The sequence below is a fragment of the Sorangium sp. So ce394 genome (assembly GCF_051474665.1).
Classification (GTDB): Bacteria; Myxococcota_A; Polyangia; order Polyangiales; family Polyangiaceae; genus Sorangium; species Sorangium cellulosum_D.
In genome coordinates, this window is record NZ_CP150339.1 from 3,934,223 (window position 1) to 3,960,542 (window position 26,320).

Genomic DNA, 26,320 nt, shown 5'->3' on the forward strand with positions numbered 1-26,320 from the left:
CGTTACTTCTTGTAGATGGTAGGCGCGAGCCGGGCGCGGCCCTTGCGGCGGCGGTTGTTGATGACCTTGCGACCGCCGGCGGTCGCCATACGCGCACGGAAGCCGTGGGTCCGGGCGCGGCGAGTATTGTGGGGCTGGTAAGTGCGCTTCATGGCTGGTCGTCCCTTGGCGTTCTGGACCGCGAACGGCGGCGACCTGGCCGCACGTCAAGCGGGCGCGCAAGAAAGCACGACGTTCGGCCCAGGTCAACACCAGACGACGTGGCCTTGCCTCGGTTCGCCGTTCTCTCTCACCTTTCTAGGTACCTGGGTTAGCGTGTAGCCTCCGATCGACCGCGACGGCCGTTCTCAAGGGGTCACAGGAGGGAATTTGACGCGCACCGGTGGACATGTGGGGGAGAAGCAGCACGTGACTGCGCGGGGCGTCGGGCGACGCGCGCTGGGCGCTGCTGCGGCGGGAGCCCTGTTCCTGAGCGCGCTCCCTGCGAGCGCGCAGACCAGGACGTTCTACCTGGACCGGCTCTACATGGCCGGCGCTCCCGAGGATTCGATCGCGCTCTGGCGGCCGCAGGTGGCGCCGGACACGCGCTTCTTCGGTCAGTTCGGGCTCGGCTTCGGCCTCAATCCCTTCCGGGTCGAGAACATGCTGGACGACGAGCACGCCGCGGAGCGGTTCAGCAGGGACTACGGCGCGCCGGTGTCCTCGCAGCTCATCGGGTACCTCAACGGGGGCGTCGAGTTCCTCGACCGCTTCAGCGTCCAGGTGGGGCTGCCGTTCATCGCCTTCCAGACGAGCAACCAGACGAACGACTCGACCATCGCCGGCGCGCAGGACGCGGCGAGCCCGTCGGCCGCCGCGATCATGGACCTGCGGCTCGACGCGCGGGCGATCCTGTACCGGTCCGACGATCGCTTCTTCAAGCTCGGCGTCAACGCGGCGGCGTGGGTGCCGACGGGCCACAGGTTCTCGTTCGCCGGCGACAAGAGCACGAGCGCGCAGATCGGGCTCTCGGGCGAGATCGACCTCAAGAGCATGTTCTTCGTGCTGAACACCGGGGTGCACTTCCGGCCGTACGCCTCGCTCAACGACTTCGACGTGTCGCACGAGTGGCGGTGGGGCATCGGCGGCTTCGTCCCGCTGCGGAACGGGACGTTGCGGCTCGGCGCGCAGCTCTTCGGATCGACCGGGCTCGGCCGGGGCACGACGTTCGACGGGGACAACACCCCGCTCGAGTGGATGGCCGAGGGGCGGCTCGCCCTCGACCAGCGGAAGAAGGCGTGGCTCGGAGTCGGCGGCGGAACGCGGCTCACCGGCGGCTACGCGCCGGATTTCCGGGTGACCGGGGTCATCGGCTACGCGTTCGGCATCTCGGACGTCGAGCCCATGTCGCCCGGCAGGCGCTTCCAGGCGCCGCCGCCGCGCGCCGCGGACACGGACAAGGACGGCTACCCGGACGACATCGACCTCTGCCCGACCGATCCCGAGGACAACAAGCCGCCGAACCCCAGCGACGGCTGCCCGGCGCTGCCCGATCGCGACGGCGACGGCATCCCCGACGTCAGCGACAAGTGCCCGGACGAGGCCGAGGATTTCGACAAGATCAACGACGCCGACGGCTGCCCGGAGGACGACGCCGACGAGGACAAGATCCCGGACGCGAAGGACGCCTGCCCCAAGGAGCCGGGCGAGCCGAGCCCGGAGCCGGCGAAGAACGGCTGCCCGCAGTTCATCCGCCGCATCACGGGCTCGAGCGAGATCCAGATCCTGAAGCAGGTGCAGTTCGCGACCGGCAGCGCGCGGATCCTGCCGAACAGCTACGGCATCCTCGACGAGGTCGTCCGGCTGCTCAAGGTGAACCCCGAGATCACGCTCGTCGCGATCGAGGGCCACACGGACAACCGCGGGTCGGATCAGCTCAACGAGCGGCTCTCGAACGACCGCGCGCACTCGGTGAGGACCTACCTGATCGAGCGCGGCGGCATCGACCCGGCGCGGCTCACGGCGGCGGGCTTCGGGCCGCGGCGGCCGATCGAGACCAACGACACCGAGGCCGGTCGCCAGAAGAACCGGCGCGTCGAGTTCCACATCCGGGAGAGCAACACCGGCGGCAACAAGGCTTCCGGCGGCGGCAACAGTGGCGGCACGGTCACGCCCTAGGTCCGAGATCCGGGCGGCGCGCGCGGGCGTCCTGCTGTGTGCAGTCCTCGCGTCCGCGTGCGGCCCGGAGCAGGGCACGCCCTATCGCTGCAGCTGCACCTTCGTCACCGACTTCGACGCCGACGCGAAGCTCGACGTGGAGGTCTGCTCGAAGGCCGAGGCCCGCGCCGAGGGCGTCGGGCGCGGCTGCGCGCAGACCCACGCGCCCGGCCCGGTGTCCGGATGCTCCTGCACGAGCGTCCCGGCGCGCGGGCCGTGCGAGCTCAGCGCGTGTCGCGTCACCCCAGCAGCGCCTTGAGCTCGGCCGGCGTCGTCACCGGCGCCGAGCACGTCCGCCCGCGGCAGACGTAGGCGACGGCCGCGCCCGGGCGCGCCGGCTTGCCCTCGGCGACGACCTGCGCCGCCGCTGCGGTCTCCGGGCGCGCCGGATCCACGAGCACGACCGCCCGGTTCGGCAGGTAAGCCGTGAACGCCTCGCGCGCGAGCTCGCCCGCCGCGGCCGAGCCCGCCCCGCCGACCACGACGACCGTCACGCTGCCGCGCGCGAGGCGATCGAGCGCGCACACGGTCTGGCTGAGCCCGAAGGGGTTCTCGATGGCGGCCGGGGCGAGGGCCTCGAGCTGCCGCTCTGCCGGCGGGAGGTAGCGCTCGTCGGCGATCTCGGCGAGGCGCAGGCAGAGCAGCGCCGCCATCGAGGTGGCCGACGGCGCGGCCTGGTCGTAGATGTCCTGCGTGCGCGCGATGAGCGCGTCGCCGTCGTCCGGCGTGAAGAAGAACCCGCGCGCGGCGTCGTCCCAGTGGTGCGCGATCATCGCGTCGGCGATCGCGCGCGCGACGCCGACGTAGCGCGGGTCGGAGGTGGCCTCGTAGAGATCGAGGGCCGCGTTCCCGAGGTACGCCTGGTCGTCCAGGAAGCCCGGCCGCACGTCGGCCGCGCCGTCGCCGCCCGCTGCCTTCGCGCCCGCGGGCGCGCCGTCCTTGAGATAGCGGCCGACGCGGCCGCCGCGCACGAGCTTCTGCTCGAGCGCCGCGAAGGCGCGCGCGGCGGCCTCGACCCAGACGGGCTCATCCAGGGCGCGGCCCGCGTCGGCGAGCGCCCCGATGAGCAGCCCGTTCCAGCTCGCGAGCACCTTGTCGTCGCGCGCCGGCCGGGGCCTCGCCTCGCGCGCGGCGAGCATCTTGGCCCTGGCGCGCGCGAGCGCCTCGCGGCACCGATCGAGGTGCGCCGCGGAGCCCCCGCCGGCGCCCGCGTCGAGGATCGCCGCGGCCTGCTCCAGCGTGCGGTGCTGCGAGAGCACCGTCGCGCCGGTGTCTTCGAAGTTGCCCTCCTCGGTGACGCCGAAGACCAAGCGGGCCACGTCGTACGCGAGCGGATCGTCGCCGACGGCCGCGCGCAGCTGGTCGAGCGTCCACACGAAGAACTTGCCCTCGCTCCCCTCGGAGTCGGCGTCCTGCGACGCGTAGAACCCGCCCCCCGGGTCGCGCATCTCGGCGAACAGGTAGCCCACGATCTCGCGCGCCGTCTCCGCGTAGATCGGCTTCTTGAACGCGCGGAAGCCGTCGGCGTACAGGCGCAGGAGGAGCGCGTTGTCGTAGAGCATCTTCTCGAAGTGGGGCACGAGCCAGCGCTCGTCCGTCGAGTAGCGGTGGAAGCCGCCGCGCAGGTGGTCCCAGATGCCGCCGTCGCGCATCCGGTCCAGCGCGAGCTCGACGCTCTCCGCCGCGACGCGATCGCCCTCCAGCACGCCGCGGCGGAGCAGCACGTCGAGCGACATCGTGTTCGGGAACTTCGGCCGTGTGCCGATGCCGCCGTGGCGGTTGTCGAACCGCGCGAGCAGCTGCCGCGACGCGCGCCGGAGCAGGTCGGACGAGGCGAGCTCGACGGCGCTCGCCGCCTCCGCGGCGCTCGCGGCCGCTGCGGCGCTCGCCGGCGCTCGCTGCACGCGCTCGATCGCCTCGGTGATCTCCTTTGCCTGGAGCTCGACGTCGCCGCGCCGGTTCCTGTAGGCGTCGGCGACGGCGTCGAGGACCTTCGGGAAGCCGGGCATGCCGTGCTTGTCCCTCGGCGGGAAGTACGTGCCCGCGAAGAAGGGCCGCTGGTCGGGGGTGAGGAACACGGTCAGCGGCCAGCCGCCGCTCCGGCCCATGAGCTGCACGACGAGCTGGTAGATGTGATCGAGGTCGGGCCGCTCTTCCCGGTCGACCTTGATGTTCACGAAGAGCTCGTTCATGCGCCGGGCGATCGCCTCGTCCTCGAACGACTCGCGCTCCATCACGTGGCACCAGTGACAGGCGGCGTAGCCGATGGACAGTAGGATCGGCTTGTCCTCGCGCCGCGCGAGCTCGAGCGCCTCGGCGCCCCACGGGTACCACGCGACCGGGTTGTGCGCGTGCTGCAGGAGGTACGGCGAGGGCTCGCTCGCGAGCCGGTTCGTGAGGGATGCCATGAGGCCCACCTAGCGCCGGGCGAAGGGGACCGCCAGCCGGGCGGCGGGCGGCGGCGGGCGAGGCCGCGCCGGGCTACGCCCGCTCCAGCACGAGCGCGCAGTTGTGCCCGCCGAAGCCCGCCGAGCACTTCACCGCGTGACGCAGGTCGACCGAGCGGCGCTCGCGCACGATGTCGAGGGAGCACCCCGGATCGAGCTCATCCACGTTGATCGACGGGTGCAGCAGCTGATCGCGCAGCGAGCACACGACCGCGATCGTCTCCACGGCGCCGGCGCCGCCGAGCAGGTGCCCGATCATCGACTTTGTCGCCGAGATCGGGATGCGCGGGAGGCGCTCGCCGAAGACGCGCCGCAGGGCGAGCACCTCGGCGGCGTCGCCTTGCGGCGTCGAGGTCGCGTGCGGGTTGATGTACCCGATCGCCTGCGGCGCGACGCCCGCCCTGGCGAGGGCTCGCTCCAGCGAGAGCGCGAGCCCGAGCCCCTCCGAGTGCGGCCGCGTGAGGTGCTCGGCGTCCGTGGTCATCCCGAAGCCGACCACGACGGCGAGCGGCCTCGCGCCGCGCGCCCGCGCGTGCTGCTCCTCCTCGAGCACGAGCGCCCCAGCGCCCTCGCCCATCACGAAGCCCTGGCGCCGCCGGTCGAACGGGCGGCTCGCGCGCGTCGGGTCGCCGTCGATCGCCTTGGCGAGCGCCTTCGCGTTGCCGAACCCCGCGACGGTGTTGAGCCGCGTCGCGGCCTCGGCGCCCCCCGCGACCATCACGTCGGCCTCCCCCGCCTCGATCAGCAGGGCCGAGGTCGCGATCGAGTGCGTGCCCGTCGCGCACGCGCTCGCGAGGTTGTACGACGGCCCCATGAGCCCGTAGCGCATGGCGATGAGCGCCGCCGCGCCGTTCGGCATGACGCCCGGGATGAAGTAAGGCGACACGGCCCTCGGGCCGCGCGCCGCGCTCCTCGCGATCTGCTCCTCGAAGATCTCGACGGAGCCCATCCCGGTCGACATCAGGCACCCGACGCGGGTCCTGTCGAGGCCGCCGTCGCCCGGCGCCGCGGAGCCCGTCGGCGCCGCGCCCGCCGCGCCCTCCGCCGCCTCGTCGTCCGCGGCGGGGGCGCGCTGGAGCGGCGCGATGCCCGCCTCGCGCAGCGCCTCCACCGCGGCCGCGAGGCTCAGGTGGGTCACCCGGCCGTAGATGTCCGCCTCCTTGGGCGACAGGTACTTCCCGACGTCGAACCCCTTCACGCTGGCGGCGATGTCGCTGCGGAGCTTGTCGACGGGGAAATCGCGGATGTAGTCGACGCCGGATCGGCCAGCGAGGAGGTTCTGCCAGGTGGTCGCGACGTCGTTGCCCAGCGGGCAGACGGCGCCGATCCCGGTCACGACGACGCGCCTTCGCATGGGACTGCTCGTGCTCGTTTCAGGGGAGGGGGAAGGGGTTCAGGGAGGGGCGGACGCGCTCAGGCGGACAGCGCCTGCGGGGCGGCGTCGTTCAGGTTGGGGGCGATCGCGAGGGCCTCGATCGACGTGTCGCGGCGGCGCTCTCCGCCGCGGCGCAGATCGAGCGCGGCGCGCTGGGCCGCGAGCATCTCGTGCCGGCCCACCCCGAGGTACTTGAGGATCGGCATGTAGACCTTCTGGATGAACACGTTCCGATCGACGCCCGCCTCGCGCATCTTCAGGATGCGCGAGTCGTAATCGGGGACGATCCCGACGCCCGGCATCTCGAAGTTCGCGAACACGTGCGCCATGTCGGCGAGCGTGCCCTGCCGGTCCTCCTCGAGCAGCACCTTGATGACGCTCTGGTAGAAGCGGCAGTGGGCGATCTCGTCGCGGGCGATGTAGTCGTAGATCGCCCGCAGGCACTCGTCGCCCTCCGCCGCCGCCCGCTCCCGGTGCTTCACGTAGATGACGAACGTCGCCATCTCCTGCACGCAGCCGTAGAACGTCATCTGCCGCGGCGTGTGGAACGGGAGGTCCCACTTCTTCGCGAAGATCTGGTGCTGCAGATCGGTGAGCTGCTCCTCGGTGCGCTTGCCGGACCGGAGGAGGTACTGCATCAGCGTGAGCGAGTGCTTCGACTCCTCGTAGGCCCAGTTCGCCTGGAACCACGCCTGGCCGAAGTAGCTGCGCACGAGGTTGATGCCGTTCGACACGTAGTCGGGCAGGTACATCTCGACCGAGCAGAACGTCTCCGCGCAGAGCGCGAGCTCCTCGCTCGCCTCCTTGTTCACGCGGTCCCAGGGGATGTCCTCGAAGATGTTCCAGCGGCGCTCGCGCTCCGCCTTCTCGAAGAACGTCATGTACTCCCGGAAGATCTTCTCCTCGAGCCGGCTCATGCGCGCGCCTCCAGCCGCTCCCCCACCTTCGTGCAGAGGTCGCCCACGGTGATGAGCTCGACCAGATCCTCGTCCGGAATCATGATCCCGAGCTCGGTCTCCATCTCTCCGACGATCTGCATCATCGAGAGCGAGTCGATGCCGAGCTCCGTGATCACCGACGCCGCGGTGACGTTGGGGAACTCGCGCTTGTCCACGCGGGCGGCAACCGTCTTGAACATCTCGAGCAGATTGGTCTTGTCCGTCATGGTTCAGTCGATCCTGCGAAGCTCGTATTGAGCGAGGGAGCTGTAGTGCTTGTCGAACGCGTTCACGCACGTCGACAGGTAACGATCGTAGTCGTCGAAGACCTTGTCCCCCCACGTCGACCGGATGGTCTTCTCGTTCAGCCTGAGCCGGCGGAGCCACTCCGCGGTGGTGCGCTGGTAGTGCTCGCGCCGCGTGTTCACCTGCATCACCTCCCAGTAGGGGTTCGCCGCCTGGATGATGTCCTCGAGCCGCGGGTTCAAGCCGCCGGGGAAGATCTCCTTGGTGACGAAGTAGATGTCCTCCAGCTCCTGCCTCGTGCCGGCCGGGAGCCCGCCCCAGGGCGTCATCCGCGGCGTCCGGTTGCGGAGGATCGTCTGGAGGCCGAACCAGGCGCCCTTGTTCGTGAGCTCCCAGGCCTTCTTGAAGTACGCCCGGTAGATGTCGATCGCCTTGCCCTGGCGCGCCTCCTCCGGCGAGCACAGGTGGTCGATCATGCAGATCGAGATCAGGCTGTCGAACCGCTCGGGCGTCGCGAAGGTCCGGAAATCGCCGCCGATCACCTCGACGCCGGGGATCTTGCGGGCGTTCACCTCCGCGGCCTGCGCGGTGGACAGGGTCACGCCGACCGCGCGCTTCACGCCGCGCGTCGAGGCCACGTACTCGAGGGCCGCGCCCCACCCGCAGCCGATGTCGAGGACCTTCTTCTCGGGCCCCACCTTGGCGAAGTCCGACAGGATCCGGAGCTTGTTCAGCTGCGCGGCCTCGAGCGACTGCTCGGGGGACTCGTAGACGGCGCAGGTGTAGTTCATGCGCTCGTCGAGCCACAGCCTGAAGAACTCGTTCGAGACGTCGTAGCTGACCTCGACCTCGGCCTTACTGGATCCCATCGATGACTCCTTCGACACGTGCCGGGGCGCCGCCCGCGCGGCCCCCTTCGGTTCGCGCCGCCGCTCCGCTCGCGCGGACCGCGTCGGCTTGGGGGGAGGGCGTGACGCCCTCGTCAACGTCCGAGGCGACCTCGAGCTCGCCGGCCTCGAAGCGCCGCTTCATCTCGCGGCGCCGCACCTTGCCGCTCGACGTCTTGGCCAGCGTCCCCCGCTTGATGAGCGCGACCTCGGACAGCTGGACGCCGAGCTGAGCGCGCACCGCCTGGAGGATCGCCTGCGCCACGCCGGCCACGCCGCGCTTGACCTCGGCGACGACGACCGCCCGCTCGGCTCCCGACGCGGTGAGGCACGAGAACGCGACGCAGTGGCCCTCGCGCACCCCCTCCACGGAGGAGGCGACGCGCTCGATGTCCTGGGGGAAATAGTTCTTGCCGCCGAGGATGATGAGATCCTTCGAGCGGCCGCAGAGGTACACCTCGCCGGCGACGGTATAGCCGAGATCGCCTGTCCGCAGCCAGCCCCCTCCGAACGCGGCCTTGGTCGCCTCCGGCTCGTTGAAGTACCCGGCGGCGACGCTCGGGCCGCGCACCCAGATCTCGCCCACCTCGCGCTCGCCGAGCGGCGCGCCGTCGGGCCCCGCGATGATGAGCTCGTGGCAGGGGAGGGGGCGGCCGCAGGAGACGAGCTCCAGCGACGCGCCGCCGTTCGCGGGCCGCGCCTTGCCGGACTGCATCGCCTTCGCGTCCACCCGGTCGGTGGTGAGCCGGGCCGCGAGGTCGCTGAAGGTGATCGCCAGCGTGGCCTCGGCCATGCCGTACGACGGCAGGATGCTCTCCGGGCGGAGCCCCTGCTTGCCGAAGCGATCGAGGAACGCGCGGAGCACGTCGGCCTGGATCGGCTCGGCCCCGCACCCGAGCGCGCGCAGGCAGGAGAGATCCCACTGGCCCGCCTGCGCCTCGGTGACGGCGCGCGTCGCCAGGGCGAAGGCGAAGTTCGGGGCGAACGTGATCGTGCCGCGGAACCTGTGGATCGCGTCGAGCCAGAGGGAGGGGCGGCGGATGAACGCCGTCGTCGGCAGGAACAGCACCGGCACGAGCGCGTAGAGCGGCGCGATGACGAAGCCGATGAGCCCCATGTCGTGGTAGAGCGGCAGCCAGCTGACCCCGCGATCTTCCGGGGTGGAGCGCAGCCCGTCGAACATGATCGCGTGGCTGTTCACCGTCAGGTTGCGGTGGGTCACCATCACGCCCTTGGGCCGCGAGGTGCTCCCCGACGTGAACTGCAGGAACGCGAGGTCGTCGAGGGACACCCGCCACGGCTCCGCCGCGTCCGACGCGTCGAACCCCTCGGGCTCGCGCAGCTCGCGCTCCAGGACGACGCGCAGGGCCGCCGGGCCGTCGCCGCTCGCGGCGAGGTGGGCGTCGATCATCTCCTTGAGCGGCTCGTTCGTGACGAGCACGCGCGCGCCGGAGGCGGCGAGGATGTGCTGCACCGTCTCGCTGTACGCCTCGAGCTTCGCCAGCGACTGCGGCGGATACATCGGGACCGCGACGATGCCGGCCGTGAGCGCGCCCACGAAGGTCAGGACGAACTCGTCGGCCTCGGCCAGGATCAGGGCGACGCGGTCGCCCTTCTTGAGCCCGAGCTTGCGCAGCGCGTGGGCCCTGCGCCGCGCCTCGAGCCAGAGCTCGGCGTAGCTGACCGACCGCTCCTCCCCCGAGCTGCGCATGAACGTGATCGCTCGGTCGGCGTGCACCGAATTTTGCTGGAGAACTTCGACGAACGTTCGCATGGCTCTGTGCTGACTCAGACGGGTCGGACGTAGGTGTCCGTCCGACAAGGACACCCGGGGCTTGAGTGAGCGCAGCCATAAGCGAAATCCGGGCCAGGGCAAACAGAAAACAATGGAATCCTGGTTTGGGCCTGATTTCGCGATGCGAGCTCATGAATCCGTCTGATCGTGGCGTCCCGGGTGACGAAAATCCGTGCGCAGAGTGCGTCGAATATTCGTCACATCGGCCCCGGTGTGCGAACCGGGTTTCGCGCGGCGCGGGCGGCCGCCCGCCTCGGCGCACAAAAAGCGAAGAGGCGCCGGTCGCCCGGCGCCTCCCGATCTCCCGCGCGATGTCGCCGGCTACTCGCCGTCGTCCATGCCCGGCATGCCCATGTGGCCCGCGGCCTCGTCTTCATGGGGGTTCGCGGGCTTCTCGTCCTTCTTCTCGCTCTTCTCGAACCGCTTCTGGTCCGCAAGGGCCCAGTCGGCCGACCACGACGACAGCACGTAGATCGTGCCGTCGCCGCCTTCCTTGACGGCGTAGCGGCTCTGCCCCTTCGCGGTCTTGCCCACCTTGATGGTGTGGTCGCCCGCGTTGTCCTTGAGCTTGATCGTGACGATGCCGCCGTTCGTGGTCGCCGCGTCGAGCCCGGTGTCGGCGTCCGACTTGCCGTCGCCGAAGTCCTCCGCGCCGAGGCCCTTGAAGGCCCGGAGCAGGTCCTTCACCTTCGCCTCGTCGAACTTCTCCCACTTCGCGGAGGCCGCGCCGATCTTGCCCCCCTTGTCGCGGGGCGCGAACGTGCCGGCCCACTTGTCGCCGTTCTTCGAGAAGCTGAACAGGCCGTTCTTGTTCTCGACCGAGACCTGGACCACGTTCTCGTCCTCGAACTTGAGGATCGAGTTCTCGCGCCAGTTCTTCGGCTCCCGCGTGTAGAGGTAGCTCGAGTAGCCGCCCGCGACGTAGACGCCGTCCTTGCCTTCGACGCGCGACATCTGCCCGCGCGACCCGCTCTTGCCGAAGTACATGTCGAGCGCCTTCTCGTCGCCCTTGTACGCGACCACGTGGACGGCCTTGTCGTCGGTGAGCTCGTACTGGCCGTAGGTGCCGCTCGTCCTGTCGATCACCTCCTTCAGCTTGAGCTCCTTCAGGTTGTCGAGCAGGCTCCGCACGTTCGCCGTGTTCGCCTTGGCGTTCACGGGCTTCGTGACCTCCCACGTGTCGCCCTTCTTCTCGAGCGTCACGTCGGACTTGTCGGCGTTCTTGATCGAGATCTTCGTGATCTTTTCGACGTCGTCCTTCGAGACCCCGACGCTCGGCAGGTCCGCCGTCGCGGCGGTCGCCGAGTGGGCGGCGAGCTGGTCCTTCTGCCGCTTCTGCGTGAGGAACACGCCGACGCCGAGGAGCGCGAGGACGACGAGGGCGATGTAGATTTTGTGCTCGGTCTTCATGGCTCTTTCACCCCATGGGGCTCTGGCTCAGTCGAGCGTGATGTTCTCGCGCGCGCTCTCGCGCCGCCGCCACCGGACGATGCCGAACGCAGCGAAGAGGACCGCCGGCAGGAGCGTGAGCGTCCACTGCACGCGCTGCTGCACGGTCTTGCGCTCCGCCCGGTACTCCTCGGCCTTCTTGGCCAGCGCGGCCTCGTCGTCCGTGGCCTCCTGCTTCGGCTTCTCGATGTCCGCGTAGGTCAGGTTGGTCTCGCCGAACATCTTCGCGGTCGCCGCGAGCAGCGTGCTGTCGCCCGCCATCCAGTCGAGGGTGTTCTTGAACGCCAGGATGGTGGCGGTCAGGTACTTCTGCGCGTAGGGCTGCGAGAGCATCAGGAGGTCCTCGTCGCCGCCCATCCCGCCCATCATCGCCATCTGCGGCGGCATGGGGGGCGGGTTGCCGGCGCGGGCGAACGGGTTCGCGAGGAACTGCGACGCCGAGAGCACGAGGATCCGGCTCGGGGCCGCGCTCTCCGCGGGCGCGGTGATCCCGAGCCCCTCCTGGCCGCCGAAGGCGCTCTTGAGCTTGCCCTCGACCGTCACGCCGATCGCGCGCTGCGCGTACTCGCCCTTCGGCTTCCAGTCGGCCGAGAACTTCATGTCGATGGTCTCGGACGTGTCGGCCGTGGTCTTCGGGGTGGAGCGCGCGACGACCTTCATCGTCGCCTCGGGCTGCTTCTCCGGGTGCGGCACGAGGGTCGACGGGAAGGGGAAGGCGAGCTCGGGGAGGCGGAAGAAGCCGGGGAACGACGAGTCGAGGATCTGCTCGTTCTCGTCGAAGCGGCTGTCCTCCTGGAGCTGGAGGATGCCCGGCGCGCGGAACCACATGAGCTGGCCCGACTGCGACTGGACCGGGATGGCCATCGAGCGGCTCCAGTCGAGGATCGCCTCCTTCTTCATCTCGACGCCGTAGCCGTCGAGCAGCTTCTCGAGGCCCCAGGTGTTGAGCGTCGCCTTCATCGACGGGTCGGACGCCTTGAGGTTCACCGCGCCGGCGAACACGGCGAGCGACTTGTCGCCGAGCATCAGGAACTGGTCGATGCGGCGCAGCTCCTTCTCGGTGAACTCCTTGCCCGGCTGCGTGATGACGAGGCCGGAGAGCTCCTTGTTGATCTCGGCGTCGCCGCCCTTCAGGTCGACGTCCTCGAACTTGTAGAACGGGAAGTGGTGCTCGAGCAGCGCCCGCATCGACGGGCCGCCCCGGCCGCCCTGCGAGGCGACGAGGTTCGGGTCGGTGAGCTTGATCTCGTCCTTGCCGGTCACGACGCCGATCTTCGTGTCGATGCCGTCCGCCTTGTCGCGGATCTCCCGGATGGTGTTCGTGATCCAGAACTCGAGGCCCTGCCCCTGATCGGGCGAGAGCATCGGGATCGCCTCCTTCTCGCTGCCGTACTTGAAGGCGATGCCCATGAACCCGCGGGTGATCGTCGCCTGGTCCTGGCCGGTCTCGCTCCCCTCGCCGAACGCGGCCTCCTGCAGGCCCGCCTCCTTGGCGGCGGCGCGCTGCTCGTCCGTCTTCGGCTCGATGATCGCGTAGTGGAGCTTGCCGTTCGAGGCCTGCTCGTACTCGTTCATCAGGTCGGTGAGGTCCTGGATGAACGCCTCGTGCTTCGGGAGCCCCCGGGTGACGTAGACGTCGATCTGGAGATCCTGCTTGAGCCCCTCGCGGACGAGGTGGGCCGAGCCCTTCGAGAGGGTGAACCTCTCGGTCTTCGTCATGTCGAAGCGCTTGTAAACGCCGTGCGAGATGACGTTGGCCACCACGAGGATGGCGGCCACGATGGCCAGATAGACGCCTGTTTGCGTCGCGGCTTTGGCTTTGCGTTCCATGGTAATCCTTACGCCCACTTCCTGCGCTCAAGCGCCCTGAACGCGGCCATGAGGCAGCCCGCGGTGACCGAGAGGAAGAAGACGATGTCTCGAGTGGACACCATGCCGCGCGCGAACGGCGTGAGGCGGGTGTCGAAGCTGATGAAGGAGAGGACGTCGCGGATGGCCGACGGGGCGTAGTCGGCGAGGTTGTCCACGCCGTGCAGGAACCCGAGCAGCAGGAAGGTGATGAAGAAGGCGATCACCTGGCTCTCGGTCAGCGACGAGATGAGGAGGCCGATCGAGACCGCCGCCGCGCTGTACAGCACGAGCCCGATGTAGCCCGCGATCACCGGCCCGCTGTCGAGCGCGCCGAGGTGCCAGGGCCACGTGAACATCAGGATCGGGTAGAGGATGGTCGAGAAGACCAGCACGAGGACGAGCCCCCACGCCCCGAGGAACTTGCCGAGGACGACCTCGTGGTCCTGCACGGGCAGGGTGATCAGCATCTCGAGCGTGCCGCTCCGCTTCTCCTCGGCGAGGAGCCGCATCGTGATGACGGGGATGATGAGGAAGGAGAGCCCGATCGGCGCCCACGAGAACAGCTGCACGAGCGAGGCGCGGTCCGCCTGCCAGAAGCCGCCGTTCATGAAGAAGAAGGTGACGCCGAGCGCGATCAGCCCGAAGCAGATCACGACATAGGCCAGGGGGGAATCGAAGTTGGAGCGGAACTCCCGCTTCGCGATGGTCAGGGTGGTGCTCATACCGTTCAGCCCTTTTTCTTCGCCGGCGCTTCGTCGTCCGCGCCTTCGTCCTCGTCGCCGGCGCTCTTCGCCTCGTCGCCGGCGCTCTCCTCGTCTTCGTCCTCGTCGTCCTCGTCCTCGTCGTCCGCGGCGCTCGCCTCGTCCTCGTCGTCGAGGTCGTCGGTGATCAGCCGGCGGCCGCGGTCCTTGCGCTCGTCGCCGCGCGTGAGCGCCTTGAACACGTCCTCGAGGCTCTGCGAGTCGCGGCGCATCTCGAGCAGGAGCCAGCCCTTCTGCACGATGAGCTGGAAGAGCTCGGGCCGGATGTCGCCGCCGAGCGCGCCGAGGAGCTGGAAGCTGTGGGCGCTGTCGTCGGTCGGCAGCTCGGTGACGCTGGTGACGCCGGGCAGCCCGGCGAGCGCCTCCTGGACCTCCTGCGCGGTCGGGGGCTTGCGCGCGCCCGACCGGTAGCCGTCGCCGCCCTCGAAGACCTTCTTCTCGTGGACGGTGACGACGTAGCGGACCTTGCCGCTCTTCGCGCGGATGTCGTCGAGGGGGCCGTCGGCGACGACGCGCCCCTTGGAGACGATGATGGCGCGGGCACAGGCGGCCTCGACCTCGGAGAGGTTGTGGGTGGACAGGAGGATCGTCCGCTCTTTGCCGATCTCCTTGATGTAGCGGATGACCTCCGCCTTCTCGTTCGGGTCGAGGTCGCTCGTCGGCTCGTCGAGGATGAGGATCGGCGGGTCGTGGACGAGCGCCTGGCCGAGGCCGACGCGCTGGCGATAGCCGTGGGAGAGGGTGCCGATGTCCTTGCCGAGCACCTGGGCGAGGCCGCACACCTCGACGATCCCCTTCATCCGCTTCTTGAAGACCGACTGGTCGAGCCCGCGCATGTCCGCGACGAACGACAGGTACTCCCAGACGTTCATCTCGCCGTAGAGCGGGGCGCGCTGGGGCAGGTACCCGAGCTTGCGCCGGACATCGAGCGGCTCGTCGAAGACGTCGTATCCGTGGACCCGCGCCGTCCCGGCCGACGCCGAGATGAAGCAGGTGAGGATGCGCATCGTCGTCGACTTGCCGGCCCCGTTTGGTCCGAGGAAGCCGACGACCTCGCCGCGATGGACCTCGAAGCTCACCTTGTCGAGCGCGCGCAGCGACCCATAGCGCTTGGTCAGCGAGCTCGCCTCGATCATCACATCGCTAGCCAAAATGACCTCCTTACGATGGTTCCTTGAGAAGCGGAGCGCCTTGCTCCGCGGTTCGCCTCTGGCGATCCCCCGCCCCTCACCGGCGACCTCGCCGTCGGGGCCCCTGGATCGCCCATTACCCAGGCGAAGGGGGCGCCATCGTAGCGGCGGGGGGATCTGTGTCAACAGCGCCGACCCGAAGCGGCTGAGCCGGGGGTTTATTCCCGTCGGGCGGGCCCGCGCCGGGCGTGGTTGTCCGGGGTATCCACGGTTGGCGTGGGTGGGCGGGACGGCGGCGCTTCTTCGGCATGTCCCGGTCGTGCCGTGTTCGGTTGCTTCACGGCCTTGTCAAATTTCCTCTTGACCCGGGCGTCCATGTTGGACTAGTTGGCCACACCTCGCGTGAGCCTCATCGTCCAGAAGTTCGGCGGCACGTCCGTCGGGTCCATCGAGCGCATCCAGCGGGCGGCCGCCCGGGCGCTCGCCACACAGCAGGCCGGCCATGACGTCGTGGTCATCGTGAGCGCGATGGCCGGCGAGACGAACCGGCTGCTCAAGCTGGCGTCGGACATCGCGCCTGTCCCCGACGCGCGGGAGATGGACGCGCTCGCGGCGACCGGCGAGCAGGTCTCTGCGGCGCTGATGGCGATCGCGATCCAGGCGCAGGGCGGCAAGGCGCGGAGCTTCCTCGGCCACCAGCTGAAGATCCTGACGGACAGCGCGTACACGAAGGCGCGGATCAAGGCGATCGACGCCCAGCGGCTGCACGAGGCGCTGGCGGGGGGGAAGATCGCGGTGGTCGCCGGCTTCCAGGGCGTGGACGACGCGGGCAACATCACGACGCTCGGGCGCGGCGGCAGCGACACGAGCGCGGTGGCGATCGCGGCGGCGGTGGGCGCCGAGTGCGAGATCTACACGGACGTCGACGGCGTTTACACGACGGACCCGAACATCTGCAAGACGGCGCGGAAGATCGAGCGGATCAGCTACGAAGAGATGCTGGAGCTCGCCTCGCTGGGCGCGAAGGTCCTTCAGATACGGAGCGTGGAGGTTGCGATGAAGTATGGTGTCCCGGTGCACGTGCGGTCGTCGTTCTCGGACGTGCCGGGCACGTGGGTCGTCGGCGAGGAGCAGTCGCTCGAGAGCGTGACGGTGACGGGCGTGGCCCTCGACCGCAACGAGGCGCGGGTGATGCTGGTCGGCGTTGACGACAAGCCGGGCGTCGTGGCGCAGATCTTCGGCGCGCTGGCCGAGGAGAACATCAGCGTCGACATGATCATCCAGAACGCGCCGAGCTACGGGCTGGAGGCGCGCGGCGCGGCCGGCGAGGTGAAGGCCGACGTGACCTTCACGGTCGGCAAGGCCGATCTCCCGCGGGCCAAGCAGGTGATGGAGAAGATCGCCGGCGGCGTCGGCGCGGTGGGCATCCGCTACGAGGAGGACATCGTGAAGGTGTCGATCGTCGGCCTCGGGATGCGCACGCACGCCGGCGTGGCGGCGCGGATGTTCCAGCTGCTCGCGGCCGAGGGGATCAACATCCAGGCGATCTCCACGAGCGAGATCAAGATCTCGTGCCTCGTCTCGACGAAATACGCTGAGCTCGCCGTCCGCGCGCTGCACGACGGCTTCGGGCTCGGCGCAAAGGCGTAACGAAACCTGTGCTACGGTCGTAATGCGCTCGCTGTGAGCGGCTCACCGACATGGTCGGTGCGGCTGCTCGCGGCGCGTTGCGTTATGGCGTCGCGATCGCTCCGCGAGGGGCGCACGGCGTTGTTTTTGTCGTCGTGGAGGTTCGCATGCGTAGCAGGGATGTTGGGCTGCTGGGGCTAGGCGCGCTCTGCGCCGTGGCGCTCTTCGTGGGCGCCGGCGGGTGTCAGCCCGAGGGGAACAGCGTCGGTGCGCCGGCGGGGCCAGGGGGGCCCGGAGGGACGACCGGCACCGGCGGCAGCGGGGCAGGGACGAGCGCGGGAGAGGGCGGCAGCGGGGGCGAGGCGGGGGCGGCCACGACGGGGAGCGCCGGTGGGGGCGGGGGAGGGACGGAGGATCCGCCGCCGGCTCAGGTGGTGACGATCCAGGACGTCACCATGGGCACGGTCGCGTCGGGGATCGTGGAGCTGAGGGGCGTCGTGGCGATGAGCCCGAAGTTCCTCGTGTCCCAGAGCAGCGCGGGCCGCTGTACCTACGGCGTCTATCTCTCCGCGCCGGGGCTGACCGAGACCGCGCCCTACTCCGGAATCCTCGCGGTGGATCGGGGGAACGACGCCACCACGGGGTCCGGCGGGAAGCTGTATTGCGCCAAGCTCGGCGAGGAGCCCGCCGGGGGGGAGATCCCGGATGACGTCATGCCGGGAGACGTCCTGAACGTGATCGGAGAGACGGCCTATTTCCTGCTGGACTTCTGCGGCGCGGACACGTGCGGCGATCTCCAGTGCGATGAGCAGGAGCGCGCATGTCACGACGACGAGACGGCGTGCGAGGCCGACGAGCACCAGTGCTGGGAGGACTGCAGCGCTGATCCCCTGCCGTACGTCGAGAGCAAGACCCGGCAGCGCCAGCTCGCCTATCTCACCACAATGGAGAAGGTCGGGGACGCGCGGGCGCCCTTGCCCGAGCCGCACGCGCTGACGGCGGAGGAGGTCGCGTCGCTGAGCTCGGCCGCGGACGCGAGCTTTCACGACCGGTGGGGTGGGGTGAAGGTCCGGCTCCGCGATGTGGCGGCGGTGCCCTGGTCGCAGGGGACCGTGGTGAATTACGGCAACATCGTCGCGGACACCGATCCTGGGGAGGGCGTCGCGAAGCTCCAGATCGGCAACGACATCTACTACCGCGGGTACGCGCCCCTGGACGACGCGTGCCACAAGGGGCCGGTGTTCGCGGACGCGGCGACGACCTGGCAGCAGATCGATGGATTCAGCTCGCTGGACGGGTGTCTCTGGACGTTGCAGGTCGTCGACCCGTGCGCCGATTTCCTCCCGGCCAGCGGCATGTGCGGCGCGAGGACGAGCTGCTCCTCGGAGCCGCAGCCGGGCTCGGAGTGACGCCATGACGGCGCTGCCCCCGCGCATCGCCGCGGCGACGCGCGGGGGCGCCTCGTCCGGCGCGCGCCGCTACGCCTGCGCCATCGCGGCGGCGAAGCGCAGGAGCCCCTCGCCCCAGCCGCCGAGGATGTACGTGCGATCGTAGAACTCGGGCACCAGGGTGTCCTGGTAGCCGGCGACCTGCACCAGGAACACGCGCACGTCGCGGTGCACGGCCGCGCGGTACGCCGCGACGAGCTTGGCCACGTCGATGTAGTGCCCGTTCCAGGCGAAGTCCGCGTAGTCCTTCGGGCGCGACCCGTAGAGGCCGCCGTGGCCGGCCTGCATGTCGCTCAGCACGAACACCGCGTCCCAGCGCTGCCGCTCGCGGATCGCGCGATCCCAGAACAGCCACACGCCGTTCTCGGTCGCCATGCCGATCGTGCGGGCGAGCTGCTCCGCGCGGTCGAGCTGCGAGAACACGCTCTCCTGCTTGCGCACCGCGAAGCTCTCGAGGCGGTCGCCGAACACGCCGAGGTGCCCGTCGTCCGCGCGCATCCCGGCCACGACCCCCGTGAGGTTCGCGATCGTGGAGACCCGCATGGTGCCGAGGCTGCTCGTGGTCGTGCCCTGCGCGGAGCCGCTGTTGTCGCAGAGCACCATCACCCGGCCGGGAAAGCGCGGCGCCTCGCCGAGCGCGCGGTGCAGGCACTGCTCCACCGCGTCGAGCACGGCGCCCGGCGCGCAGCCCTTCACCGCCTGGTAGGCGCTGTAGTACCGGAAGGGCAGCTGCTTGCCCTCCGCGGCGGTCGCCACGAGCTTCGGCAGGAACGCCTCGGCCGGCACGCCCGCCTCGACGAGGTTGCGCAGGTTGCGCAAGAGGGCCATGTGGCCCATGGCCGGCAGCGCCTTGCGCCACGCGCACCGGTTCGAGCCGCGGGCCGAGACGATCGCCTCCCAGGTGCGGCCGGTCGCGCGGAGCGCGCCCTTCGCGAGGCGGTCGACGCTCGGGCTCTTCGGGTGCACGAGGTTCACGACGTCCACGGTCTTGCTCCCCTTGCCCTCGAGCCGGTACTTCGCGAGGGCGTGATCGTCGAAGCGCTGGAGGGCGTCGCGCAGCGCGCGCTTCAGCGCGTTCGGCACCGGCTTGCCGAAGCGGTAGAGCTGGTACGCGAGGGCGACCGCCGGCTCGTCCGCGCGCTTCAGGATGCGCGGCGCGAAGCGGCGCACGAGGCCGGTCCCGCGCACCGCGGCGGCGTTCGCCGCCCGCACCAGGATGACCTGCGGCGTCGTGCGGAGGTGCTCCTCCTCGCGCAGCCGCGCCGCCTCGGCGAGCGTCGCCTCCGGGTCGGCCGCGAGCGCCTCGTCGATGGCCTTCTCGATCAGCGCCGCGGGCGAGAGCGCGCGCCACTCGGCCGGATCCACGGCGCCGAGCGTCTCGCGCAGGCGCTTCACGTCCGCGTCGGAGAGGCGCGCGCGGTCGGCGGCCCTCTTCTTGGTCTTCGCCGGGCGCGGGTCCGCCGGATCGCGGTGGTAGTACATGGGCTCGCCGAAGAAGCACGAGGAGGCCGCGAGGCGGAGGCGCTTCAGCGGATCGGCGATGTCGTAGGAGCGCCCGCCCATCCAGTTCAGGTGCGAGACGCCGTCGCGCTGAGCCTTGCGCTTGAGATGCTGAAAGAACGCCATGGGGACACCTCCTTCCTCGACGCACGCGCGGCGAGGGGTCGAGAGAGCGGGCGCAGCGCGGAGAAGGGTGGTCACGGGGTTGTCGTGTCAAAACGAAGGAACCGTGACGCTCACTGCCGCGCTGCGCCCTTGTGCCAGAGGCGGGATTCGAACCCGCGACCGCGTCCTTAGGAGGGAAGTAACCCCGGAGCTCACTGCCGCCGCTCATCGCGCCGGAGAACACCGTCCGGAGTTGTTTTTCGCGCTCTACCGCTGAGCTACTCTGGCGTGGACGCTGGGGGTTATTGCAGGGAGGATGCCAGGCGGGCTCGGGCGGGATTTTCCCGGGGTCGCCGCGTGGAACGCGCGCCGGGCACGAGGGGGGTCTATCCCAGGGGATAAAATCGTAGATGCTGGGATAGAGGGGTGAAGCCCACGAAACCCCCTCCCGCCCCTCGCGCGGCTCAGGTAGAGAGCTCTGGCTGGGCCCGCCCGTTGCGCCGTGGAGCTGCCCCCATGTCCGACTCCTACATCTACCAACGCGATATCGAGGGATACGGCCGCTTCACCGCGTCGCAGATCCGGAAGCTCGTCGTGCCGGTCGATGCGGGCTTCCAGCAGGCCCTGCGCGCCGTGGCGGCGCGGCTCGACGCCGCGACCGAGGCCTCGCGCAAGGCGATGGCCGAGGCGACCACGGCCGCGGCGGCGGCCCCGGCGTCCAGCGCCGCGAGGAGACGCGAGGCCGACGCGGTCGCGAGGGGCCGCGACCTGCTGCGCCGTCTCGTCGAGCGCGCCGCGTCTCGGCCGGGCGGGGTCGCGCTCGCCCGCGACCTCCTTCAGGGCCAGAGCCTCGCCACGGCGCTCCGCGGCCGCCCCGCGAAGCTCGCCGAGGCGCTGGCGCACGCGGCGGAGGTGCTCGAGCAGCACACGCGTCCGCTGCCCGAGCGCGAGGCGTGGGTGGCCGAGCTGGAGCGCTCCCGGGATGCCCTCGAGCCGTTCCTCCGGAGCGTGCGCAAGGCCCGGCTCGCCCGCCGCACGATCACCCCCGAGGCGAAGGCCGCGCGCGCCGAGTGGCTCACCGTCTACGGTGCGGCGAAGCTCCTCGTGGAGTGCGTGCTCCGGCTCCACGGCAAGGTGTCCCTGATGCCGCAGGTCTTCGACGATCTCGCCGGCGCAGGCCGCGCCCCCGGCGAGCCGGTGAGCCCGGAGCAGCGTCCGGCCACCCGCGCCGCATGAAGCCTCCTGTCCTCTCCAGGGCCTGACCGCATCCGACCCGCAGGCCCCGGCGCCGTGGGGCCGAGGCGAGCGCGCTCGCCGCGCGGCGCGGCGAGCGCCGGTGTCGAGCCGCCAGGAAGACGGGCCTACCGCGCCCCGAGGTGCGTCCGGAAGAACCGCACCAGGTGCCCGTACTGGAGCACCTGGTTGTCCCGCTTCTGCACCCCGTGCCCCTCGTCGGCGAACAGGATGAGCTCCGACGGGATCTTCTTCGCCTCCAGCGCCTGCTGGATCTGCACCGACTCGCCCGCAGGCACGCGCGGATCGGTCACCCCCTGCATGATCAGCAGAGGCGCCTTCACCCGATCGAGGTACGTGATCGGCGACAGCTTGAGGAGCGCCTCCCGGTCCTTCTCGGGATCCCCGTACTCGGAGATCCGGAGGATGCGCCGGTAAGGCGCGGTGTTCTGGAGGAACGTCACCAGGTTGCTCATGCCGACGACGGCCGCGCCCGCGTCGTAAGCGCCGGCGAACATCGTCATGCCGATCAGCGCGGCATAGCCGCCGTAGCTGCCGCCGAAGACGCCGACCCTCGGCGGCCGGCCCTCGTGACCGAAGCTCGCCCTGACGAACTTCGCGGCGTCCTCGATGTCCGCGATCACGTCGAGCCGCTTCGCGCCGTCGTCCGCGTGCAGCCACGTCTTGCCGTAACCGTCGCTCCCCCGGACGTTCGGCTCGACGAACACGAACCCCGCGTCCACGAAGATCTGCGCCCGCGCGTTGAACCCCGCCCTGGTCTGGCTCTCCGGGCCGCCATGGAAATGGACGATCACCGGACACGGCCGCTCGCACCGGGCAGGGCGCCGCACGAACATCGGGATCTGCGCCCCGTCGCGCGCCGGATAGGACTCCAGCGTGACCGCCGCGAACGCGTCCGGCGGCATCTCCGGCATGCTCGGGGTGTGCCACTGCGTCAGCTTGCCGGTCGTCCAGTCGAGGACGTAGCTCGCCGCCGGCGCCCTCGAGGTCTCCAGGAGCAGCGTCGTGAACCGGCCGTCCGGCGTCGTCGCGACCGGCACCACGTGATCCGCCGCCGGCAGCGCGGGCAGCTTGACCTCGCGGTACGACCTCGCGTCGAGCGCGCGGAGCCGCGTGTAGCCCCGCTCGTTCACCGTGTAGAGCACCCGCTTCCGCGCCCGATCGATGGAGAAGGCGCTGACGTCGAACGGGATCTCCGGCGTGATCGGCGTGAGCTTCCCCGCCTTCCAGCTGTAGAGCCGGCGGTGCTCCCCGAGGCGCGGCGTGAGGACGAGGACCTCGCCGGGCGCCGCGCCGTACATGGCCCTGTAGTCCTCGCGCTCGCCCTGCCCGAAGAGGGGAGTCAGCGTCCCGCCCGCCGGATCGGCCTTTGCGGCGCCCGGCGCCCACTCGTAGAGCTCGCTCATGTTGGAGCCGACGTCCTTGGCGAGCAGCAGGCGGCCTCCCGCCGCGGCGTCCACGGCGCGCCAGATGCCCTCGCGATCGAACACGAGCTCGCGCTGCTTCGACGCGATGTCATACCGGTAGATGGCATACGCGTCCTTCTTGATGTCGTTGGCCCGGTGGTAGACGGTTCGGCCGTCGTCGGAGACGAGCTGCAGCTGCGTCTGCACGCCGGGCTTGTGCTGGATGGCGAGGAGCGGCCCACCCTTCGCGTCCTGGAGATAGAGCCCGGGGTTCTCCTCGCCCTTGCGATCGCGCGAGAGGACGAGGTGCGCGCCGTCCGGGGTGACGTCCACCACCACCGTCGGATCCTCGCCGCCCGTCAGCTGCAGCGGGAAGCGCTGCGGCCCATCGAGCCGGAAGACCTGCCTCGTCCCCGTGATCGTCCAGGTGAAGTAGAGCGCCTTGCCGTCCGGGCCGAGGACGCCGCCCCCGGGCGCGCGCACGTCGAGCAGCGCCTGGATCCGGCGCGACACGTCGTCCGGGAGCGGAGGCGGGGCGTAACGCGCCAGGATCTCAGGAGAGACGCTCGCCGCGCCGTGGCCCTCGTAGCCCGGCCGCTCGGGCGCAGGCCGCGGCGCCTCGGCGGGGGCCGACGGCGAAGGCGGCGCGGGCGCGGCCGGCCGGGGCGCGGCCGGCGCAGGCGCCGTCGGGGCGGGCGCGCACGCCGCGGAGAGGGCCAACAGGCCGACCAAGGAGCGCAGCGCGCCGTCGTGGCGCGGGCGCCGCGTCGAGCGGGACGACATGCCGCGCATTTCGCCGGAGCGGCGGCGCCCCGGCAAGGTCAAAGGCCGCGGCGCGACCGGCCCGGATCGCCGGAGCGGCGGCGCCCCGGCGACGCCCGATGCCGCGGCGGCGACCGGGGCGGCTCAGTCGGGCTCGCCCGGGAGCCTCAGGCGGCCGAGGGCCGCTTCCGCCGCCGCGAGCTCCGCCGCGATCTTCCGCAGCAGCTCGGCTTCCTCCCCCTGCAGCGAGATGTTCGGGACGAGCGCGTTCAAGGCCCGGCGGTTGTACGCGAGCCCGAGCGGCGAGCCCTTCTCGAGGTTCATCGCCATGGACTCGGCCAGGAGCGAGAGCGCCTCCCGGTGCAGCCCCTTCGCCGAGAGCACCTCCGCGAGCGCGGCCGTCGAGCGGGCCAGGCCGATGAGATCGCCGAGCGCCTCCTCGGCCTCGATCGCCGCGGTCAGGCGCTGCGTCGCGCGATCGAGGCGGCCCTTGCGGAGCTCCAGCCGGCCGATCGTTTCCCACACCCGGGCGATCTCCCGGGCGTCCCCGAGCTGCTTGTAGGTGCGCTCGGCGGCGAGCGCGTGATCGATCCCCATCGACAGGGCGTCGGACTCGCGCCCGGGCCGGGCGGGGACGTGGAGCGGGATCCGCGCGAAGAGGTGATCCGTCTCGGCCAGCTCGACGCGCGCCACCGGATCGACGCGCGCCCGCTCCTCGAAGACCCGGCGCGACTCGGTGAGGAGGTGCGTCGCCCGGACGGGATCGCCCATGCGCACGTAGACCGCCGCCTGATCGTTGAGCAGCCGGGCCGAGCCGAGCGCGTCCCCGGCGTCGAGCAGCAGGCGGCTCGCCGTCGTGAGCTCCTCGAGCGCGCGCTCCAGCGAGCGCATGTCGCCGAGGTCGTAGCAGACGCTCGCGATGAGCGCGGCGACCTCGGCGTGCAGCTCCGGCGGGTCGCCCTGCGTGAGGAGCGCCCGCGCGGCGTCGAGCACCTCGAGCGCGCCCGCGAGCGTGAACGCCGGATCCGGGCCGGCCGCCTGCCATTGCACCCGGGCGATGCCCGCGAGCGCGCCGATCCGGAGCCGTCGGCGCGCGGGGGTGGCCGGCAGGCCGTCGAGCAGCGCGAGCGCCTTCTGCCCGTAGCTCAGCGCCTGGGGATACGCGCCCATGGCGGCCGCCTCCGCCGCGGCCGCGCGGTAACGCCGCGCCGCCTCCTCGAGCTCGCCGGCCTCGGTCAGGTGGGCTGCCGCGCGCGCGTCGTGGGGCCGGCGTCCGGCGCTGGCCGCGGGCGCGGGCGCGGCGCTCGGCGCGTCGGCGGGGTCGGGCTCCGGCGGGGCCGGGTGCACGGACACGCCGAGCGGCGCCGCGCCGCGCAGGGATTCGGCCGCCGCGCGCGCCGGGTCGACGCGCGCGGGGGCGTCGGCCGCCGGAGGCCGGAAGGATGGGCGGGATCCGCCGGGAGACGACCGCTCGGACAGCGCGGCGGGGACGCGCAGCGCGGCCCCGCGGAGCGAGCGGATCGGCTCGTCCGCCGTGGCGCCGGCGCCGCCGGGCGCGAGATCGCGGGGGACCCGCACCGGCCCCGGGATGGGCGCGTCCAGCGAGTCGGGCGGGGCGTCGAACCGGACGGACTCGGGCGGCTCGGAGAGGCGGCGGCTCTCCGGGTTGCGGTGGAACAGCTCGGCGTAAGGCCACGGCGGGTTGCCCGGCCCGGCGGGCGCGATCGGCGTGGACCTGTCCTGGCCGCCACGGGGCGGGGCGCGGCGCGCGCCGCTCATGGACGAGCCGCCGGCATAGGCCGCGGCCGGCGGCGGTCGCAGCGTTTCCGCCGCGCGAGGTACCCCGCCGCGCGCCGCCGGGAGCGCGGCGTCGGCGCCCTTGTCCCGGTCGTCGGCGGCCGCCGCGCCGCTGGCGTCGGGGCCCTGCGACGCCGCGGCGGCGGGCGCGCCCGGCGATGCGGCTGTCGGCGGGGGTATCGCCGCGCTTGTGCGCGGCGTCGCGACGGCCGGAATCGACGTGGACGACGGGGTGGTCGCGATCGGCGCCGCCGCGCCGGGCCTCGCCAGCCCGGCGGCCCGCGCGGCCACGTCGTCGCCGCGCGGCGCGGCGGTGGGTGCGGGCGGCGCGGGAGGCGCCGCAGCGAGGCCCGGCGCGGGCTCGGGCGTGGCGGCGCGCGGCTCGTGCGCGGCGGGAGCATCCGGCGCGACCGGCTCCTCGCTGAGGAGCGTCGCGAGCCGCCGGTGCCACAGCCGCGCCAGCGACGGGAGGATCGACCCGCGGAGCGCCTCGACGGTCGCCGGCGGGAGATGGAACCGCCCCTCGCCGCGGTCCTCGACCGGAACGCCCGCGTCGGCGGCGCGCTGCAGCGCCTCGAGCACGTCGACCGCGTCCACGCGGAGGAGCGCGGCGACGAGCTCGCTCTCGAACCCCGAGCCGACGATCGCGCCGGCCCGGAGCACCCGGAGCACCTCGCCGGGCAGCTCGCGCAGCGCGACCTGCGCCGGCGGCGGGGGCGCGCTCACGCTCGTCAGCGTGGTCGTCGCCTCCAGCGGCCGGAGGATCGCGTCGGGGCCGAGGGCGGCGCGCACCGCGTTGAGCAGCTCGCCGGCCGGGCCGGCGGGCGCGTGCAGGCGGAAGGACAGGACGAGCGCGACCCGGAGCGCCTCGGGGCGAGACATCACCCGCCGCAGCACGTCGAGCGACGCGTGATCGGCGAGCTCCACCGCGTCGAAGACGATGGCCCACCTGCGATCGGTCTGCTGCGCGAGGCGGTTCGCGGTCTCGATGAACTCGACGTCGACCATCCGCTCGTGCACGTCGCCGAGGAGCCGGCGCCGGAGCCCCGAGACGACGCGGCTCCGCGCCTGATCGAGCAGCGGGGGCGCCCCGCCGACGAGCCGCTCGACCTTGGTCCGCACCTCGTGCAGCGGCCCCAGCGTCACCTCCGGCACGTCGCAGCGCACGCGCAGGACGCGCAGCCCGAGGTGGGACGGAGGCTCGCCGGGGACGATGTCGAGCAAGGCCGTGTGCCTGCCCTCAGAGACGCGCTGCCAAAGCTGTTCCACGGTCCGCTCCTTCCGTATGGCTCGCTCGGAGGCCTCGCACGACTGCGCCCGCTCTTTGTAGACGTTTCCCGTACC

General features: G+C 71.4%; 19 protein-coding genes and 1 tRNA gene. 4 read left to right on the forward strand and 16 right to left on the reverse strand.

The genetic code is table 11. From position 1 onward, the window contains the following. Positions 1 to 2 precede the first annotated feature (2 nt). Positions 3 to 152, reverse strand: coding sequence for a 50S ribosomal protein L34 (gene rpmH, locus WMF33_RS14665; RefSeq protein WP_012235155.1), 150 nt, complete (start codon positions 150 to 152; stop codon positions 3 to 5). Between the two features lie 256 nt (positions 153 to 408). Here rpmH and WMF33_RS14670 point away from each other — a divergent pair, with 256 nt between their 5' ends. Beyond that, on the forward strand, positions 409 to 2,157 hold the full coding sequence (locus tag WMF33_RS14670; protein ID WP_437337715.1) for an OmpA family protein: 1,749 nt from the start codon (positions 409 to 411) through the stop codon (positions 2,155 to 2,157). An 81-nt stretch (positions 2,158 to 2,238) separates the two neighbouring features. Here the strand turns inward: WMF33_RS14670 and WMF33_RS14675 are convergent, their stop codons facing one another. From WMF33_RS14675 to WMF33_RS14725, 11 genes are all read right to left on the reverse strand, one after another. Continuing rightward, on the reverse strand, positions 2,239 to 2,439 hold the full coding sequence (locus tag WMF33_RS14675) for a hypothetical protein (RefSeq protein WP_437337716.1): 201 nt from the start codon (positions 2,437 to 2,439) through the stop codon (positions 2,239 to 2,241). After that, positions 2,436 to 4,604 (reverse strand): thioredoxin domain-containing protein, encoded by a 2,169-nt coding sequence (locus tag WMF33_RS14680; protein ID WP_437337717.1) that lies wholly within the window; start codon positions 4,602 to 4,604, stop codon positions 2,436 to 2,438. Before WMF33_RS14680 ends, WMF33_RS14675 begins: the two co-directional genes overlap by 4 nt. A gap of 73 nt (positions 4,605 to 4,677) precedes the next feature. Continuing rightward, positions 4,678 to 5,997 (reverse strand): beta-ketoacyl-[acyl-carrier-protein] synthase family protein, encoded by a 1,320-nt coding sequence (locus tag WMF33_RS14685; protein WP_437337718.1) that lies wholly within the window; start codon positions 5,995 to 5,997, stop codon positions 4,678 to 4,680. A gap of 59 nt (positions 5,998 to 6,056) precedes the next feature. Beyond that, a complete protein-coding gene (locus WMF33_RS14690) occupies positions 6,057 to 6,935 on the reverse strand; it encodes an acyl-ACP desaturase (protein ID WP_061625091.1) in 879 nt (292 codons plus the stop codon). Then, positions 6,932 to 7,183 carry an acyl carrier protein gene (locus tag WMF33_RS14695; RefSeq protein WP_437337719.1) on the reverse strand — a complete coding sequence of 84 codons (252 nt, stop codon included), beginning with the start codon at positions 7,181 to 7,183 and terminating at the stop codon, positions 6,932 to 6,934. Before WMF33_RS14695 ends, WMF33_RS14690 begins: the two co-directional genes overlap by 4 nt. A gap of 3 nt (positions 7,184 to 7,186) precedes the next feature. Then, a complete protein-coding gene (locus WMF33_RS14700) occupies positions 7,187 to 8,071 on the reverse strand; it encodes a class I SAM-dependent methyltransferase (RefSeq protein ID WP_061625092.1) in 885 nt (294 codons plus the stop codon). Beyond that, the gene (locus WMF33_RS14705; RefSeq protein WP_437337720.1) at positions 8,058 to 9,827 is read right to left on the reverse strand and encodes a fatty acyl-AMP ligase; all 1,770 of its coding nucleotides are present in this window, start codon (positions 9,825 to 9,827) and stop codon (positions 8,058 to 8,060) included. Before WMF33_RS14705 ends, WMF33_RS14700 begins: the two co-directional genes overlap by 14 nt. Before the next feature lie 378 nt (positions 9,828 to 10,205). After that, positions 10,206 to 11,294 carry a DUF4340 domain-containing protein gene (locus tag WMF33_RS14710; RefSeq protein ID WP_437337721.1) on the reverse strand — a complete coding sequence of 363 codons (1,089 nt, stop codon included), beginning with the start codon at positions 11,292 to 11,294 and terminating at the stop codon, positions 10,206 to 10,208. Between the two features lie 27 nt (positions 11,295 to 11,321). After that, on the reverse strand, positions 11,322 to 13,163 hold the full coding sequence (locus WMF33_RS14715; RefSeq protein WP_061625095.1) for a GldG family protein: 1,842 nt from the start codon (positions 13,161 to 13,163) through the stop codon (positions 11,322 to 11,324). Between the two features lie 8 nt (positions 13,164 to 13,171). Continuing rightward, positions 13,172 to 13,906, reverse strand: coding sequence for an ABC transporter permease (locus WMF33_RS14720; RefSeq protein ID WP_437337722.1), 735 nt, complete (start codon positions 13,904 to 13,906; stop codon positions 13,172 to 13,174). Positions 13,907 to 13,911: 5 nt separating this feature from the next. Further along, entirely contained in the window at positions 13,912 to 15,096 is a 1,185-nt protein-coding gene (locus tag WMF33_RS14725; RefSeq protein WP_437337723.1) for an ATP-binding cassette domain-containing protein, read from the reverse strand. Between the two features lie 381 nt (positions 15,097 to 15,477). Between WMF33_RS14725 and WMF33_RS14730 the strand changes: the two genes are divergently transcribed. After that, entirely contained in the window at positions 15,478 to 16,725 is a 1,248-nt protein-coding gene (locus WMF33_RS14730) for an aspartate kinase (protein ID WP_020734993.1), read from the forward strand. Positions 16,726 to 16,871: 146 nt separating this feature from the next. Further along, positions 16,872 to 18,113 carry a hypothetical protein gene (locus WMF33_RS14735; RefSeq protein ID WP_437337724.1) on the forward strand — a complete coding sequence of 414 codons (1,242 nt, stop codon included), beginning with the start codon at positions 16,872 to 16,874 and terminating at the stop codon, positions 18,111 to 18,113. A gap of 69 nt (positions 18,114 to 18,182) precedes the next feature. Here WMF33_RS14735 and WMF33_RS14740 read toward each other — a convergent pair whose 3' ends face one another. Further along, positions 18,183 to 19,778 (reverse strand): TROVE domain-containing protein, encoded by a 1,596-nt coding sequence (locus WMF33_RS14740; protein ID WP_437337725.1) that lies wholly within the window; start codon positions 19,776 to 19,778, stop codon positions 18,183 to 18,185. A gap of 132 nt (positions 19,779 to 19,910) precedes the next feature. Beyond that, positions 19,911 to 20,045: transfer RNA gene (locus tag WMF33_RS14745), tRNA-Arg, on the reverse strand. Positions 20,046 to 20,273: 228 nt separating this feature from the next. Between WMF33_RS14745 and WMF33_RS14750 the strand changes: the two genes are divergently transcribed. After that, positions 20,274 to 20,993 carry a hypothetical protein gene (locus WMF33_RS14750; RefSeq protein ID WP_437337726.1) on the forward strand — a complete coding sequence of 240 codons (720 nt, stop codon included), beginning with the start codon at positions 20,274 to 20,276 and terminating at the stop codon, positions 20,991 to 20,993. Positions 20,994 to 21,118: 125 nt separating this feature from the next. Here the strand turns inward: WMF33_RS14750 and WMF33_RS14755 are convergent, their stop codons facing one another. Both WMF33_RS14755 and WMF33_RS14760 read right to left on the reverse strand, forming a co-directional pair. Further along, a complete protein-coding gene (locus WMF33_RS14755) occupies positions 21,119 to 23,200 on the reverse strand; it encodes a S9 family peptidase (protein ID WP_437337727.1) in 2,082 nt (693 codons plus the stop codon). A gap of 123 nt (positions 23,201 to 23,323) precedes the next feature. Then, complete coding sequence (locus WMF33_RS14760; RefSeq protein WP_437337728.1) at positions 23,324 to 26,245, reverse strand: hypothetical protein; 2,922 nt, start codon at positions 26,243 to 26,245, stop codon at positions 23,324 to 23,326. Positions 26,246 to 26,320 lie beyond the last annotated feature (75 nt).